The sequence below is a fragment of the Actinosynnema sp. CA-299493 genome (genome assembly GCF_050946825.1).
In the GTDB taxonomy this organism is placed as follows: Bacteria; Actinomycetota; Actinomycetes; order Mycobacteriales; family Pseudonocardiaceae; genus Actinosynnema.
Genome location: NZ_CP191993.1, coordinates 416,647 through 432,485, shown reverse-complemented (window position 1 = coordinate 432,485; position 15,839 = coordinate 416,647). Strand labels below are relative to the sequence as shown.

13 protein-coding genes and 1 tRNA gene are annotated in these 15,839 nt (G+C 71.7%); 11 read left to right on the top strand and 3 right to left on the bottom strand.

Annotated features, from left to right (window positions below; translation table 11 throughout):
* The first annotated feature begins 197 nt into the window (after nt 1–197).
* The 3 genes from ACQPYE_RS02150 to ACQPYE_RS02140 all read left to right on the top strand — a co-directional run bounded on the left by ACQPYE_RS02150 (nt 198) and on the right by ACQPYE_RS02140 (nt 4,127).
* Nucleotides 198–896, top strand: a complete 699-nt coding sequence (locus ACQPYE_RS02150; RefSeq protein WP_498718843.1) for a response regulator transcription factor — start codon at nt 198–200, stop codon at nt 894–896.
* Complete coding sequence (locus ACQPYE_RS02145; RefSeq protein ID WP_498718841.1) at nt 893–2,290, top strand: sensor histidine kinase; 1,398 nt, start codon at nt 893–895, stop codon at nt 2,288–2,290. The genes ACQPYE_RS02150 and ACQPYE_RS02145 overlap by 4 nt, the downstream gene beginning before the upstream one ends.
* Nucleotides 2,291–2,531: 241 nt before the next feature.
* Nucleotides 2,532–4,127, top strand: coding sequence for a vWA domain-containing protein (locus ACQPYE_RS02140; protein WP_498718840.1), 1,596 nt, complete (start codon nt 2,532–2,534; stop codon nt 4,125–4,127).
* Between the two features lie 175 nt (nt 4,128–4,302).
* On the opposite strand, the gene ACQPYE_RS02135 is transcribed toward ACQPYE_RS02140, so the two are convergent.
* Nucleotides 4,303–4,378 (bottom strand) — tRNA-Thr (locus ACQPYE_RS02135).
* A 588-nt stretch (nt 4,379–4,966) separates the two neighbouring features.
* On the opposite strand from ACQPYE_RS02135, the gene ACQPYE_RS02130 reads away from it, so the two are divergent.
* Both ACQPYE_RS02130 and otsB read left to right on the top strand, forming a co-directional pair.
* Nucleotides 4,967–6,403: an alpha,alpha-trehalose-phosphate synthase (UDP-forming) gene (locus tag ACQPYE_RS02130; RefSeq protein ID WP_498718839.1), complete on the top strand. Its 1,437-nt coding sequence runs from the start codon at nt 4,967–4,969 to the stop codon at nt 6,401–6,403.
* A gap of 55 nt (nt 6,404–6,458) precedes the next feature.
* The gene (otsB, locus tag ACQPYE_RS02125) at nt 6,459–8,993 is read left to right on the top strand and encodes a trehalose-phosphatase (protein WP_498718838.1); all 2,535 of its coding nucleotides are present in this window, start codon (nt 6,459–6,461) and stop codon (nt 8,991–8,993) included.
* Between the two features lie 50 nt (nt 8,994–9,043).
* Here the strand turns inward: otsB and radA are convergent, their stop codons facing one another.
* Nucleotides 9,044–10,408, bottom strand: coding sequence for a DNA repair protein RadA (radA, locus tag ACQPYE_RS02120; RefSeq protein ID WP_498718837.1), 1,365 nt, complete (start codon nt 10,406–10,408; stop codon nt 9,044–9,046).
* A 134-nt stretch (nt 10,409–10,542) separates the two neighbouring features.
* Entirely contained in the window at nt 10,543–11,304 is a 762-nt protein-coding gene (locus ACQPYE_RS02115; RefSeq protein ID WP_498718835.1) for a copper chaperone PCu(A)C domain-containing protein, read from the bottom strand.
* A gap of 303 nt (nt 11,305–11,607) precedes the next feature.
* On the opposite strand from ACQPYE_RS02115, the gene ACQPYE_RS02110 reads away from it, so the two are divergent.
* The 6 genes from ACQPYE_RS02110 (at nt 11,608) to cysS (ending at nt 15,836) form a co-directional block, all read left to right on the top strand.
* Nucleotides 11,608–12,096 carry a CarD family transcriptional regulator gene (locus tag ACQPYE_RS02110; protein ID WP_012782996.1) on the top strand — a complete coding sequence of 163 codons (489 nt, stop codon included), beginning with the start codon at nt 11,608–11,610 and terminating at the stop codon, nt 12,094–12,096.
* Between the two features lie 26 nt (nt 12,097–12,122).
* Nucleotides 12,123–12,839 carry a 2-C-methyl-D-erythritol 4-phosphate cytidylyltransferase gene (ispD, locus tag ACQPYE_RS02105; RefSeq protein WP_498718834.1) on the top strand — a complete coding sequence of 239 codons (717 nt, stop codon included), beginning with the start codon at nt 12,123–12,125 and terminating at the stop codon, nt 12,837–12,839.
* Nucleotides 12,836–13,309 carry a 2-C-methyl-D-erythritol 2,4-cyclodiphosphate synthase gene (gene ispF, locus ACQPYE_RS02100; protein WP_498718833.1) on the top strand — a complete coding sequence of 158 codons (474 nt, stop codon included), beginning with the start codon at nt 12,836–12,838 and terminating at the stop codon, nt 13,307–13,309. The genes ispD and ispF overlap by 4 nt, the downstream gene beginning before the upstream one ends.
* A gap of 5 nt (nt 13,310–13,314) precedes the next feature.
* Nucleotides 13,315–13,710, top strand: coding sequence for a PPOX class F420-dependent oxidoreductase (locus ACQPYE_RS02095; RefSeq protein ID WP_498718832.1), 396 nt, complete (start codon nt 13,315–13,317; stop codon nt 13,708–13,710).
* A gap of 77 nt (nt 13,711–13,787) precedes the next feature.
* Nucleotides 13,788–14,399, top strand: coding sequence for an HAD family hydrolase (locus ACQPYE_RS02090; RefSeq protein WP_498718831.1), 612 nt, complete (start codon nt 13,788–13,790; stop codon nt 14,397–14,399).
* A 45-nt stretch (nt 14,400–14,444) separates the two neighbouring features.
* The gene (cysS, locus tag ACQPYE_RS02085) at nt 14,445–15,836 is read left to right on the top strand and encodes a cysteine--tRNA ligase (RefSeq protein WP_498718830.1); all 1,392 of its coding nucleotides are present in this window, start codon (nt 14,445–14,447) and stop codon (nt 15,834–15,836) included.
* Nucleotides 15,837–15,839: the final 3 nt, after the last annotated feature.

The window sequence follows — 15,839 nt, the reverse complement described above, 5'->3', positions numbered from 1 at the left end:
TGGCCGTGGAGCGGGAAAACCCGTGGCGGAACCGTAGCAGAGCGCGTGTGGCCAATCACAGGCGGCCCACCTCCTTCACGTTGTGAACCACCCCACTGCCCGTCCTCCCTGTCGTGAACCTGTCGACTGGCTGTTGATCGGCCCACCGCCCGGTCGACGCCTTCGCCCGCCGGGTGGTGGTGGCGCACCATGGGCACGTGGACAAGGGCACTCCGGTTCGGCTGCTCGTGGTGGACGACGAGCCGCACATCGCGGACCTCGTGGCGACGGTGGCGAGGTACGAGGGATGGCAGGCGGCGACCGCGGGCAGCGGCGAGGCCGCGTTGCGGACCGCCGCCGACTTCCACCCCGACATCGTGGTGCTCGACCTGATGCTGCCCGACCTCGACGGCTTCACCGTGCTGGACCGCCTGCGCTCGGCGGGCGCGATGGTGCCGGTGGTGTTCCTGACCGCCCGGGACGGCACGGCGGACCGGGTCGCGGGCCTGACCCGGGGCGGGGACGACTACCTGGTCAAGCCGTTCTCGGTGGAGGAGCTGATGGCGCGGCTGCGGGCCGTGCTGCGGCGGTCGACCGGACCGGCCTGGAAGCGGTCCGTGCTGAAGGTGTCCGACCTGGTGCTGGACGAGGACACCCGCGAGGTGCGCCGGGCCGGGAAGCTGGTCACGCTCACGCCCACCGAGTACGAGCTGCTGCGCTACCTGATGCGCCGCTCCCCCGCCGTGCTGACCAAGGCGCAGATCCTCGACCACGTGTGGGAGTACGACTTCGGCGGCCGGTCCAACGTGGTCGAGCTGGTCGTCTCGCACCTGCGGCGCAAGCTGGACGACGGCGGCGAGCCGCTGATCCACACCGTGCGCGGCGTGGGTTACGTGCTGCGGCGAGCCGCGGAGTGACGCGCCGCCGCCTGCGCCTGGGCACGCGGCTGGCGCTGGGCCTCGGCGCGCTGGCGCTGGCGGTGTTCGCGGTCGTCGGCACGGTGATGGCGCGGAGCATGCAGGAGTACCTGGAGCACCGGCTCGACGCGCAGATGGCGACGACCCAGGTCTCGCTGAAGAAGGACTACGCCGAGGACGGCACGGTCAAGGGCGCGGCCTACGGCTGGTACTCGGTCATCTACGACGTGCGCGACGGCACGGCCACGCCGAGGAACCGCGACGACCTGCCCGCCGACGACGCCGAGCTGACCGAGGTGGCGTTGCGGGTCGACGGCCGCACGCCGGTCTACCGGACGGAGTACCTGCACGGCGACGGCACGTACCGGTTGCGCGGGTGCGGGGTGTCCGCGGGCGTGGTGCTGGTCAGCGCGGCGCCGATGAACGACATCACCACGACCGTGCGGCAGCTGGTGATCGTGGAGGTGGCCGCGTTCCTGCTCGCGCTGATCGCGTTCGTGGTGATCGGCCGGGCGGTGCTGCGGCGCGGGTTGCAGCCGTTGAGCGACATGGCGCGGACCGCGCACGACATCACCTCGCACGACCTGACCGACTCGGCCCGGCTGCCGGTGCGCGCGGAGGGCGGCGACGGCGGTGCGGAGGTCGAGGAGCTGCGCACGGCGTTCAACACGATGCTGGACCACATCGACACGTCGCTGGCCGCGCGCACCGCCGCCGAGCAGCGGTTGCGGCGGTTCATCGCGGACGCGTCGCACGAGCTGCGCACGCCGTTGACGTCGATCCGGGGTTACGCGGACCTGTTCCGGTACGCGGCGGCGAACGCGCCGGAGGAACGCGAGGCGCACCTGGAGAAGCTGCGGTCGGAGGCGGCGCGGATGAGCGTGCTGCTGGAGGACCTGCTGCTGCTCGCCCGGCTGGACTCGGCGGAGGTGGAGACGCCGCTGCGGTTGGCCGACGGCGACCTGGCGGCGCTGGCCCGGGAGGCGGCGGACGCGTTCCGGGCGTCCCGGCCGACCCACCCGCTGGCGGTGACCGTGCCGGAGGAGCCGGTGCGGCTGGCGTTCGACCCGCTGCGGCTGCGGCAGGTGGTGGACAACCTGCTCACCAACGCCGCCGTGCACACGCCCGCGGGCACGTCCGTCTCGCTCTCGGTCTCCGCGCGGGAGGGCTCGGCCGTGCTGCGGGTGGGCGACACCGGCCGCGGCATCCCGGCCGCCGACCGGTCCCGGATCTTCGACCGGTTCTACCGCGTGGACGACTCGCGCACGCGTGACCGCGGCGGCAGCGGGTTGGGGTTGGCGGTGGTGCACTCCCTGGTCGCCGCGCACGGCGGCGCGGTGGAGCTGACCAGCCGACCGGGCTCCACCGTCTTCACCGTGACGTTGCCGCGCTAGCCGGCGTTCGACGGCTCCGCCCGCAGGGCGAGCACGCGGTCGTACCGCGAGGCGTCCGGAAGGCGGAGCACCTCACCACCTCGGCACGCCCGGCTGCCATACGCCGGTCGCGAAGGGCGGCGAAGTTGCTCCCATCGGACGGTATTCCGCCGATCTCCCGATCATCCGCCTGGTGTGCCCGGACATCGGTGTCCGAGCTCCCGGACCCCTGCGTCCGGACGCGCGAGCGGAAGAAGATCACATGCGTCGCTCTCTCAGACGCGGCACGCTGCTAGCCGTCGCCGCCCTGACCGCCTCAGCCGTCCAGCTCACCTCCCCCGCGGTGGCCGCCCCTGCTCCGGCAGCCGCCTCACCGTGCGGTCCCCTCGACGTCGCGTTCGTCCTCGACGACACCGGCAGCATGGGCGGGGCCATCGCGAACCTCAAGACCGGCATCAACGCCATCGTCAACGACGTCGTCACGGCGTCCGGCGGCGACTACCGGCTCGGCCTGGTCACGTTCAAGGACGACATCACCGTCCACAACACCCTCGCGGCGGGCAACGCGGCGGCGGTGACGAACTACGTCACCAACACCCTCGCCGCGGGTGCGGGCGGCAGCGAGCCGGAGGCGTCCGACGAGGCGTTGAACACGGTCGTGAACAACCTGCCCGCGGCCGGTCGCCCGCAGAACGCCGACTTCGGCGGGCTGTGGCGGTCGAACGCGATGAAGTTCGTCGTGCTGGTGACCGACGCCCGCCCCGGCGGGTTCGACAACGTGCACGCGGCGGTGGACGTCGCCAACGCGGCGCAGCGGGCGAACGACGCCCTCGGCAAGGGCATCAAGATCTCGCCGGTGTACGTGCCGACGTCGACTGCCTACACCTCCGTGATCACGCCGATCATGCAGAACTACGCCACCACCACCGGCGGCGTGTTCACGCAGACGACGGCCGCGGGCGCGGGCACGGCGGACGCGATCCGCAAGCTCCTGTCGGACTGCCGGCAGACCGACGTGGTCATCCGCGACCAGGTGAGCGACACGGGCGCCGAGCCGAACCCGAACGGGACGGTGTGGAACAGCCCGGACATCAAGGTCTGCCCGACCACCGCGGACTGCGCGGGCATCCAGCCGGTCGTCGGCGCGACGAACGTCGTCCACGTGCGGCTGAACAACGCGTCCGCCCCGAGCACCGGCACGCTGAAGGTCTACCGCACGCCCACCGGCGGTGGCACGACGTGGAACAACGTCACCAACGGCGACTGGGTCGCCATCGGCCAGCAGTCGCTGACGGTGCCCACCGGCGGCACGGTGGCGAAGATCCCGTGGGCGAACGTCCCCGGCCCCGGCCACTTCTGCCTGCTGGCGCGCTGGGTGTCGGCGACGGACCCGATGACGTTCGCCGAGGGCTCGAACACCGCGCTGAACACCAAGAACAACAACAACATCGCGTGGAAGAACCTGGTCACCGTGCGCGGCAAGGTGTTCCAGCCGGTGAAGGGCTGGTTCGCGCTGGGCAACGGGACCGAGCGGGAGGTCAGGACCGACCTCGTGCTGACCGGTGAGAAGCCGGTGGCGGGCACCGTGGTGATCGACCTCGGCCCGCGCCTGTTCGAGCGCTGGCGCGCCGGCGGCGGTCAGGCCGAGGGCGTGAAGCAGGTCGGCGAGACCGCGTTCCAGCTCGACCCGAGGCGGGCGGCGCTGCTCGGCGTGCCGCTCCTGCCCGGCGAGCGGTTCACCGCGGAACTCACCTTCACCCCCGAGGTCCCGGGCGAGTACCTGACGAACCTCGTCCAGTTCGTCGAGGGCGAGGACCACGGCGGCGTGGCCTACCAGCTCACCACCGACCGCGACTAGCACCGCGTGAACGGGTCGCGGCCCGTGCCTGCCCGGCACGGGCCGCGACCACGTCCAGCTGACCGCGTCATGGCGGTCCTCCGCACGTGCTCGGCCCGCGAGGGAGCGGACCGGGAGGCGGTATGATCATGAACCAACGGCCTGACCAGGCTTTTCGAGGCCAGGCCGACTGTCGTGGAGCCGGTGAGGGGACTTGAACCCCTAACCTTTCGCTTACAAGGCGAGTGCTCTGCCAATTGAGCTACACCGGCGCGGCCCGGAGGCCTGGAACATCGTAAGCGCCCGCAGGGCGTGCCACCTGCGGCGAACGGTCTGCTCACGGTGGTCCCGCGTTGGTCCATCCGGAGGTCGCGGGTACCGTCCGGGTGGCCCTGGCGACCCGTGAAACCGCTGGCCAGCGCCATCAACAGTAGTGAACGCACGGTGATCGGCTCACCTGGTCTAGGTACCCCGTCCAGGGGTGGCGCATGACACAGCCTCGAATGTGACACGGTCGGGCGTGGCGGGCGGGTGCTCGACCTGGCGAGGCGCAGATGGCCGGGGGCGGGCGCGGCCGGTTCGTCGGCCCTCGTGCCGGCCGCCGTAACGGCCCTCGCACTGGCGAGCGGCGTCGTCCTGGGTGAACATCTGGGTCGACCCGTGCGCACCGGACTCGGCCGGCCGGCGGCCCGTTCCCACCGTCGAGCACCTGAACACGAGGTTTCCACGTGAGATCGCCCACCTGACGTGCTTTCGTCAAGTCAACACAGTGTGACGGGGGTGACGACAGGGCATCCAACCTGCACGTTCCCACTAACCTCGACGGTGGGCGAGACGAATCCCTTAGGAGGCGCTACCCGGTGAGCAGCATTGGCGAGAACGGCGCGGATTTCCTGGTCGTGGCCAACCGCCTACCGGTTGACCTGGAGCGCCTGCCCGACGGCACGCAGCGCTGGAAGCACAGCCCCGGTGGCCTGGTCACCGCCCTGGAGCCGTTCCTGCGCACGCACAGCGGGGCCTGGGTCGGCTGGCCCGGCGTCGCGGACGCCGAGGTGGACGCGTTCGAGGAGGACGGCCTCCAGCTGCACCCCGTGGCGTTGAGCGCCACCGAGGTCGCCGACTACTACGAGGGCTTCTCCAACGGCACGCTGTGGCCGCTCTACCACGACGTGGTCGCGCCGCCCGCGTTCCACCGGCGCTGGTGGAACGCCTACGTGCGGGTCAACCAGCGGTTCGCCGACGTGACCGCGAAGGTCGCCGCCCAGGGCGCCACGGTGTGGGTGCAGGACTACCAGCTCCAACTGGTGCCGGCGATGCTGCGCGAGCTGCGCCCGGACCTGCGCATCGGCTTCTTCCTGCACATCCCGTTCCCGCCGGTGGAGCTGTTCATGCAGCTGCCGTGGCGCACGGAGATCATCCGCGGCCTGCTCGGCGCGGACCTGGTCGGCTTCCACCGGCCCGGCGGCGCGCAGAACTTCCTCTGGCTGGCCCGCCGCCTGGTCGGCCTGGAGCCCAGCCGCGGCGCGGTCGGCGTGCGCACGAGGCCCGGTGTCGTCCAGGTCGGAGACCGCACTGTGCGGGTCGGGGCATTCCCGATCTCTATCGACTCCGCGGGACTCGACGCGCTCGCGCGGGACAAAGAAGTCCAAAAACACGCGAAACAAATCCGCGAAGACCTCGGGAATCCGAAGAAGATCCTGCTCGGTGTGGACCGCCTCGACTACACCAAGGGCATCGACGTGCGCCTGCGCGCGCTGCACGAACTGCTCGCCGACGGCCGCGTCGACCCCGGCGAGGTGACCATGGTGCAGCTCGCCACGCCCAGTCGCGAACGCGTCGAGCACTACAAGCAGATGCGGGGCGAGATCGAGCAGGCGGTCGGCCGGATCAACGGCGAGTTCTCCACCGTGGGCCATCCCGTGGTCCACTACCTGCACCAATCGGTCAACCGGCGTGAGCTGACCGCGTTCATGACCGCCGCCGACGTCATGGTCGTGACCCCGGTGCGTGACGGGATGAACCTGGTCTGCAAGGAGTACGTCGCCACGCGCTACGACCTCGGCGGCGCGCTGGTGCTCTCCGAGTTCGCCGGCGCGGCGGCCGAGCTCACGAGCGCGTTCCTCGTCAACCCGCACGACCTGGACGGTGTGAAGAACGCCCTGGAGGCCGCCCTCACGCTGGATCCGGCCGAAGGCCGCCGTAGGATGCGCGCGCTGCGCCGCCAAGTCCTCACGCACGACGTCGACCGCTGGGCTCGATCGTTTCTTGATGCCTTGGGCACGCAGTCCACGATCTGAATCAGTTCAGACCGATATTACCGACCCTTGTCCCACCGAGCATTGAGGAGGGGCGTTGACCGCCGAGGCCCTCCCCGCCGAACTTCGTCGTGCGATCGTGCAGTTGGCACGCACACCGCGCCTGCTGGTCGCCTGCGACTACGACGGGACATTGGCTCCGATCGTGGCCAACCCAGAGGACGCCCGCCCGCTGCCCGAGTCGGTGGGCGCGTTGCGCTCCCTGGCCGGTCTGCACGAGACGACGGCCGCGGTGATCTCCGGGCGCGCTCTGCGCGACCTGGCGACGCTGTCGCGCCTGCCGTCCGAGGTGCACCTGGTGGGTTCGCACGGATCCGAGTTCGACGTCGGTTTCGTGCACGCGCTGGACGCTGACGCGAAGCAACTGCACCGTCGCCTGGAAACAGAACTGGAAGGGGTCGTCGCCGGCCACGAAGGCATCGGCCTGGAAGTGAAGCCCGCGAGCATCGCGGTGCACGTTCGCCGTGCCGACCCCGCCGTGGGGGAGCGGGTTCTCCACGCCGTGCGCACCGGACCGGCCACGTGGGACGGTGTGCAGGTCACCGAGGGCAAGGCCGTGATCGAGCTGGCCGTGGTGCAGACGGACAAGGGCCACGCCCTGGACGTCCTGCGGCACCGCGCTTCGGCGACCGCGGCCGTGTTCGTCGGTGACGACGTGACCGACGAGAAGGCGTTCGCCCGGCTGTCCGGGCCGGACGTGGGCATCAAGGTCGGCGACGGCGAGTCGCTGGCCGAGTACTTCGTCGCCGACAGCATCGACGTGGCCACGGTGCTGGCGTTCCTGCTGGAGGAGCGGCGGGCGTGGTTGCACGGTGACCAGGCCGTGCCGATCGAGCGGTTGACCATGCTGGCCAACGAGCGGTCGGTCGCGCTGCTGACGCCGGACGCGCGGTTGAACTGGTTGTGCCACCCGGAGCCGGACTCGGCGGCGGTGTTCGCCGACCTGCTGGGCGGCCCGGCCGCCGGGCACTTCTCGATCAAGCCCGAGCACGGCTCGCTGCCCCTGGGCCAGCGGTACGTGCCGGGCACGATGATCGTGGAGACCCGCTGGTCGCGGCTGCTCGTCACCGACTACCTCGACCACGACCTGGCCTCGCACCGCACCGACCTGGTGCGACGCGTCTCCGGCTCGACCAACGCGCTGATCACGTTCGCGCCGCGCCCGGAGTTCGGCCAGGTCCCGGTCCGGCTGCTGCGCGAGCGCGAGGGCCTGCGCGTGGTCGGCACCTCCGACCCGATGGTGCTGCGCTCCCCCGGCGTCGACTGGCAGATCACCTCCGACGGCATCCAGGAGACCGCGACGGCCGTCGTGCGCCCCCGCGAGGGCGCGCCGATCCTGCTGGAGCTGCGCTGCGGCACGGACGACCTGTCCGAGGCCACGCTCGGCGAGCCGGAGCGGCGGGCCCGGGCCGGCGCGTTCTGGTCGGACTGGGCGGCGACGCTGAAGCTGCCCCAGGTCGAGTCGGACCTGGTGCTGCGGTCGGCGTTGACGTTGAAGGGCCTGGTGCACCACGACACCGGGGCGATCATGGCCGCCGCCACCACCTCGCTCCCGGAGGAGCTGGGCGGCATCCGGAACTGGGACTACCGGTACTGCTGGCTGCGCGACGCGGCGCTGACCGCGCAGGCACTGGTGTCGGTCGGGTCGACCGGCGAGGCGGAGGCGTTCCTGGGGTGGGTGCACGGGGTGCTGTCGACCCTGCCCGGCCCGGAGCGGCTGCACCCGCTGTACACGTTGCAGGGCACCATGCTCGGCGCCGAGGCCGTCATCGACACGCTGCCCGGGTACGCCGGGTCGCGGCCGGTGCGGGTGGGCAACCTCGCCAACCAGCAGGTGCAGCTCGACGTGTTCGGTCCCGTGGTGGACCTGGTCGTGCAGCTGGCCGCCGCGCGCGGTGAGCTGACCGACCCCGACTGGGCCATGGTGCAGGCGATGGCCGAGGCGGTCGCCCGCCGCTGGCACGAGCCCGACCACGGCATCTGGGAGGAGCGGCACGCGCCGCGCCACCACGTCTACTCCAAGGTCATGTGCTGGGTGACGCTGGACCGGGCGGTGCGACTGGCCGAGACCTACGGCCGCGAGGTCGACCCGTCCTGGCCGGTGCTGCGCGACACCATCTCGGGCGACGTGCTCAAGCACGGGTGGAGCGAGGAAGCGCAGTCCTTCACCACCGCCTACGACGGCGACGACCTCGACGCCGCCTCGCTGCACGTCGGCCTGTCGGGCCTGATCGACCCGACCGACGACCGGTTCCAGGCCACCGTCACCGCCATCGAGGCCGAACTCCGGTCCGGCTCCACCGTCTACCGCTACCGGCGTGACGACGGCCTGCCCGGCGACGAGGGCGGCTTCCACCTGTGCGCGGCGTGGATGATCGAGTCCTACCTGCTCACCGGCCGGCGCACCGAGGCCGAGGAGCTGTTCGCGCAGATGGTCGACGCCGCAGGCCCCACCGGCCTGCTGCCCGAGGAGTACGACCCGATCGCGGAGCGCTCCCTGGGCAACCACCCGCAGGCCTACAGCCACCTGGGCCTGATCCGCTGCGCCCAGCTGCTGGCGGCCGGCAAGTAGTCGTTTCCCCACCGGAACGGCGTCCTCGACTTCGGGGGCGCCGTTTTCCGCTACTTGAGGAGCTTGAGCAGGTTCAGGGCCTCGTGCAGGTCGTTGGCGACGAGGACGCGCGTGCCCTGCGGCAGCGGACCGGCGTCCGGCGGCACGAGGGCCTTGGTGAAGCCGAGCCGGGCGGCCTCGGTGAGGCGGCGGCCGACGCCGTTGACGCGGCGCAGCTCCCCCGACAGGCCGACCTCGCCGACCACGACCAGGTCGTGCGGCAGGGGCAGGTCGGTGGCCGCCGAGGCGACCGCCAGTGCCACCGCGAGGTCCACCGCGGGCTCGACGAGCCGCATCCCGCCGACCGTGGCGGTGAACACGTCCTTGTTGCCCAGCCCGACCCGGCCGCGCTTCTCCAGCACCGCGAGGACCATGGCGAGGCGGGCCGAGTCGAGGCCGCTCACCGCTCGTCGCGGCGCGGGCAGCGCGGTCGGCGTGACCAGCGCCTGCACCTCGCCCAGCATGGGCCGCTTGCCCTCCACGACGACCGTGACGGCGGTGCCGGACACCGCCTGGTCGCGGCGGTGCAGGAACAGGCCGGACGGGTCGGGCACGCCCGCGATGCCGTCGTCGCGCAGCTCGAAGCAGCCGACCTCGTCGGCGGGTCCGAACCGGTTCTTCACACCGCGCAGCAGGCGCAGGGAGGAGTGCCGGTCGCCCTCGAACTGCAGCACCACGTCCACCAGGTGCTCCAGCACGCGCGGCCCGGCGACCGAGCCGTCCTTGGTGACGTGGCCGACCAGCACGACGGGCAGCCCGCGCTCCTTGGCGACCGCGATCAGGCCGGCCGTGACGGCGCGGACCTGGCTGACCCCGCCGGGCGCGCCGTCCACCGCCGGCGAGGACATGGTCTGCACGGAGTCCACGATGAGCATGGTCGGCTTGACGACGTCCACCTGGCCGAGGACGGCGGAGATGTCGCTCTCGGCGGCCAGGTAGATCTCGTCGTGCAGGTTGCCGGTCCGGTCCGCCCGCAGCCGCACCTGCCCGGCCGACTCCTCACCGGTGACGTAGAGGCAGCGGCCGACCGACAGCGCCCACTGGTGCGCGACCTCCAGCAGCAGCGTCGACTTGCCGACACCCGGCTCGCCCGCCAGCAGCACCACGGCGCCCGGCACGAGACCGCCGCCGAGCACCCGGTCCAGCTCCAGGACGCCGGTCGAGACGGCCCGCGCGGACTCGATGTCGACCTGCGCGATGGGCCGGGCCTCACTGCTCGGCGTGCCCGCGAGGAACCGGGGAGCGGCCGAGGCGCCCCGCTCCTCCACCGTGCCCCAGGCCTGGCACTCCGGGCACCGCCCGACCCACTTGGCCACCTCGTGCCCGCACTCGGCGCACCGGTACGTCGCCTTGGCCACCCGTGCTGTCTTCGCCACGCCCGGAGGCTATCCGGCGCCCCCGACATCCCACGGGCGGCTCCGGTCCGGACTCCGGAACGGAACGGCGGCACGACGAGAGCAGGGGCCCCCTCGGCGGGGACCCCTGCGCGGCTTTCGGTGCGGTGGTGCGCTCAGTGCTCCGAGGGCGCGTCCACGCGCGGTTCCGCGGAGGCGCCGATCGGCAGCTCCAGGGTCACCTCACCGGCCTGCTCGAACAGGAACGTGACCTTGATCGTCTGGCCCGGCCGCAGCGGCTTCGCCAGGCCCTTCAGCACGATCTTCACCACGCCCGGCTCGGTCGGGTCGACGGACGACGGCAGCTTCGTGCCCGTCGTCGGCGGGCTCGACACGGACGTGCCGCTGCCCGACGTCGGCGTGCCCGTCGTGGTCGTCGTCACCGCACCCGAACCGGACGGCGTGGTGGTCGTGGTCGACGCGGACGAGCCCGAAGTCGCGGACGCGGACGCCGACGCGGACGCGGACTTGGACGTCGTCGTGGCGTGGCTGCCCGCGTCGTCCTGGTCGGCGCCGCCGACGATGGCCGACGCCGGCTCCAACCGCGTGTCGCCGGTGACCTCGGCCGGCTCGGAGGACTCGCTGGTCACGCCCAGCAGCTTGTCCACCTCGGCGCCGTTGTTGGCGATGACGACCACGATCGGGGCGTCGTCGCCCTCCTCGTAGTACCCGTGCGCCGTCGGGAAGAGGAACTGCGCGTCGCGGACGGCGATGTCGCCCGCCTGCCCGCTGGCCCCGTTGACGACGGCCACCTGGGTGTCCGTCTGGGTGATCTGACCTGCGCTGCAACCTGCGGCGACCAAGCCGAGGCCGGTCGCCAGGGCGGCCACGACGGCCAGGCGGCGCGGCGCTGGTGACTTCTGGAGTGCGCGACCCACGGCTGCTCGGATCCCTTCCCGGTGTGCTGACGAGGCGGGTCGCACCCGGTAGTAGCGGGTCCGACCACCAGTCCAGGAGCCTAACCGGGTGGCCCCGGACCTGCGGCATGTGGTGCCCCACAGCGGGTCGCGACCGTCCTCGGCGCGTCCACAGTGGAGCAAGATCGACCACGGGCGTTGCATGCGACCGGGTGATTTGTCAACCCCCCACGCGGCCCTGACCAGCGCTAACCGATCTCAACAGGCCGATGAGGGGATTGCTCGGCGTGTTAGGATGGGGTTAGCGAAAGGGGCAGAGGACACATGGTTTTCAAGGTCGGAGAGACCGTCGTCTACCCGCACCACGGTGCCGCTCTCATCGAAGCAATCGAGACCCGTGTGATCAAGGGCGAGGAGAAGAAGTACCTCGTCCTCAAGGTCGCCCAAGGTGACCTCACGGTTCGCGTCCCCGCCGACAACGCCGAGATCGTGGGCGTTCGTGACGTCGTCGGCCAGGAGGGTCTCGACAAGGTCTTCGAGGTCTTGCGTGCTCCCCACACGGAGGAGCCGACCAACTGGTCCCGGCGGTACAAGGCCAACCTCGAGAAGCTCGCGTCCGGTGACGTGAACAAGGTGGCCGAAGTGGTGCGCGACCTCTGGCGGCGCGAGAAGGATCGCGGACTGTCCGCTGGTGAGAAGCGGATGCTGGCGAAGGCTCGACAGATACTGGTTAGCGAACTGGCGCTGGCCGAGGGCACCGACGAGGACAAGGCCGAAGTGCTCCTCGACGAGGTCCTGGCTACCGCGTCCTGATCGTTCCACCCACCACCTCGGACACCGTGAACACGGGTGTGGTCGCGCTCGTGCCCGCGGCGGGCCGGGGTGAGCGGTTGGGCTATGGCATGCCCAAAGCGCTCGTGCCGGTCGACGGCGTTCCGCTGCTCGTGCGTGCGGTGCGCGGCCTGTTCGACTCCGGTCGCGTTCGGCACGTCGTCATCGCCGCGCCGCCGTCCGATGTGGACGTTGTGAGTACCGTCACCGCCCCGTTGGCCCCAGCCGACGGGGCGGTGCACGTCGTGGCCGGCGGCGCCGAGAGGTCGGACTCGGTGCGCCTGGCTTTAACGTACGCCTTGCGTGAGATCCCCGACACTTCCATCGTGCTCGTCCACGACGCGGCCCGTGCGTTCACGCCGCCCGCCGTGGTCGGCGCGGTGGTCGACGCCGTCGCCGCAGGTCACCCGGCCGTCATCCCCGTGCTGCCGGTCGCGGACACGGTCAAGCAGGTCGACGCCGACGGCGTGGTGGTCGCCACCCCGGACCGGGCGGCGCTGCGCGTCGTGCAGACCCCGCAGGGCTTCGACGCGGCCGTGCTGCTGCGCGCTCACGACGCCGCGCACGACGCCGGCCTGGGCGCCACGGACGACGCGGGCCTGGTCGAACGGCTCGGCGTGCCGGTCGTCACCGTGCCCGGGCACCCCGACGCCATGAAGATCACCACGAAGTTCGACCTGGCCGTGGCCGAGGCGCTGCTGGTCGGCACCCGAGGAGCACCGTGATCCCCAGAGTGGGCATCGGCACGGACGTCCACCAAGTGGAACGCGGTCGCGAGTGCTGGCTGGCCGGCCTGCGCTGGGACGACGCGGACGGCTGCGCCGGCCACTCCGACGGCGACGTGGCCGCGCACGCGCTGTGCGACGCGCTGCTGTCCGCCGCCGGCCTCGGCGACCTCGGCGCGGTGTTCGGCACGAGCGACCCGCGCTGGTCCGGGCGGCACGGCGTGGAGTTCCTGGCCGAGGCGCGCCGCCTGGTCGAGGAGGCCGGCTACCGGGTCGGCAACGCGGCCGTGCAGGTCATCGGCAACGCGCCGAAGATCGGCAAGCGCCGCGACGAGGCTCAGCGGGTGCTGTCCGACGCGGTGGGCGGCCCGGTGTCGGTCAGCGGCACGACCACCGACGGCCTCGGCCTGACCGGTCGCGGTGAGGGCATCGCCGCCGTCGCGACCGCCCTGCTCGTCCCACTAGCCTGATCCGCATGGCGGTCACCCTCAGCGCGACGACGCGTGCCCTGGTCGACGGGCGGAACTACTGCGTCCTGGCCACCCTCAACGCGGACGGCAGCCCGCAGACATCGGTGGTGTGGGTCACCCGCGACGGCGACGACCTGCTGTTCTCGACGCTGCACGACCGGGCGAAGGAGCGCAACCTCCGCCGGGACCCGCGGGCCAGCGTGAGCGTGTGGAGCAACGACGACCCCGAGGTGTACGCGGAGGTCCGCGGCACCGTGACGATCGTCGAGGACGAAGGCCGGACCCTGGCCGACCTCCTGTCGCTCAAGTACACGGGCCGGCACTTCCCCGCCGACGCGCCCGGCAAGGTCCGCGTCGTGCTCCGCCTGACCCCGGCCAAGGTCACCGGCAACGCCGCCTGACACCGGTCCCGTGAGGCTGCTCTCGGTCTGCGGGATACCCGAGACCTCCGATGTCCGGACCACGTAACGTGCGTTATGTGACGATCCGCGCCGTCCTCTTCGACTTCTCCGGCACCCTGTTCCGCTTGGAGCACGACTCCCTGTCCGCCCACGCCGGACTGATGCGCGCCCTCACCGCGCCCGTCGGCGTGGCGGACGGGCTGGACGTCGACCCCGAGCAGTGGGAACGCCGCGACCTCGACCCCGACGCCCACCGCGAGATGCACCTCGCCGTGCTGACGAAGGCGGGCGCGAAGGACCCGGCCAAGTTCTACGCCGACCTGTGCAGCCCGCCGTTCTGGCAGCCGTACCCGGACACCGCGCAGGCGCTGGGCACCGAGCTGCCGACCGCCGTCGTCAGCAACATCGCGTGGGACATCTCCGCCGTCTTCGCCCGTCACGGCGTCGAGAACCGGGTGGACGAGTTCGTGCTCTCTTACCAGGAGGGCTTCGTCAAGCCGGACCCGAAGCTCTTCCGCATCGCGTGCGACCGCCTCGGCGTGCACCCCACCGAGGCCCTCATGATCGGCGACAGCGTCGAGGCCGACGGCGGCGCGGCGGCGCTCGGGTGCCAGGTCGAGATCGTCGACCCGCTGCCGACCGGGAGCCGTCCGGAGGCTCTGCTGCAGGTGCTCCGCAAGCACATTTGACCGGGCGATTCAACCCCGGCTGGTCAACGCCCGTACCATCTTCACGTGAGCCTCCACCTTTTCGACACCGCGACCCGGTCGATGCGGGAGTTCGTCCCGCAGGTCAGCGGAACGGCGTCGATCTACGTCTGTGGGGCCACGGTGCAGGGCGTTCCGCACATCGGCCACGTGCGCAGCGGGCTCAACTTCGACGTGCTGCGGCGCTGGCTGGCCCGTGACGGCTCGACCGTGCGGCTGGTGCGCAACGTCACGGACATCGACGACAAGATCCTCGCCAAGGCCGCCGAGCACGGCGCCGAGTGGTGGGAGTGGGCCTACCAGCACGAGCGGGCGTTCGACGACGCCTACGACGTGCTGGGCTGCCTGCCCGCGTCCTCCTCGCCGCGCGCGACGGGCCACGTCACGCAGATGGTCGAGCTGATGGACCGGCTGATCGAGAAGGGCCACGCGTACGCCTCCGGGGGTGACGTGTACTTCTCCGTGACCTCGTTCCCGGAGTACGGGGCGCTGTCCGGGCAGAAGCTCGACGAGGTGCACCAGGGCGAGTCCGCCGCGACGGGCAAGCGCGACGCGCGCGACTTCACGCTGTGGAAGGCGGCGAAGCCGGGCGAGCCGTCGTGGCCGACGCCGTGGGGTCCGGGCCGGCCGGGCTGGCACCTGGAGTGCTCGGCGATGGCGACCGCCTACCTGGGCGGGACGTTCGACATCCACGGCGGCGGCATCGACCTGATCTTCCCGCACCACGAGAACGAGCAGGCGCAGTCGCGTGCGGCCGGCGACGGTTTCTCCCGGTACTGGATGCACAACGCCTGGGTGACGCTCAGCGGCGAGAAGATGTCGAAGTCGCTGGGCAACACGGTGACGATCCCGGCGATGCTGGAGCAGGTCCGCGCGCCCGAGCTGCGGTACTACCTGGTCGGCCCGCACTACCGGTCGACGATCGAGTACTCGCCCGAGGCGTTGGACGAGTCGGTGTCGGCGTACCGCCGGATCGAGTCGTTCCTGCGGCGCGTGGTCGAGCGCACGGGCGCCGTCGGCGCGGACGGCGAGCTGTCGCCCGCGTTCGTGGCGTCGATGGACGACGACATGGGCACGCCCGGCGCGTTGGCCGCCATCCACAAGCGGGTGCGCGAGGGCAACACGGCCCTGGAGTCCGGAGACGACCTGGGCGCGCGTGCCGCGGCCGAGTCGGTGCGGGCCATGACCGGCCTGCTCGGGTTGGACCCGCTGTCGCCGCTGTGGCACGACGCCGCGGCGGGTGGCGCGGGCAGGCGGGCGCTGGGCGTGCTCGTGGAGCGGCTGTTGGAAGAGCGGTCGCAGGCCCGCAAGGACAGGGACTTCGCGCGCGCGGACGCGCTGCGCGATCACCTGCTGCTGGCCGGTATCGCCGTCGAGGACACCCCCGACGGTCCGTTGTGGACGTTGAAGGACGACTGAGCT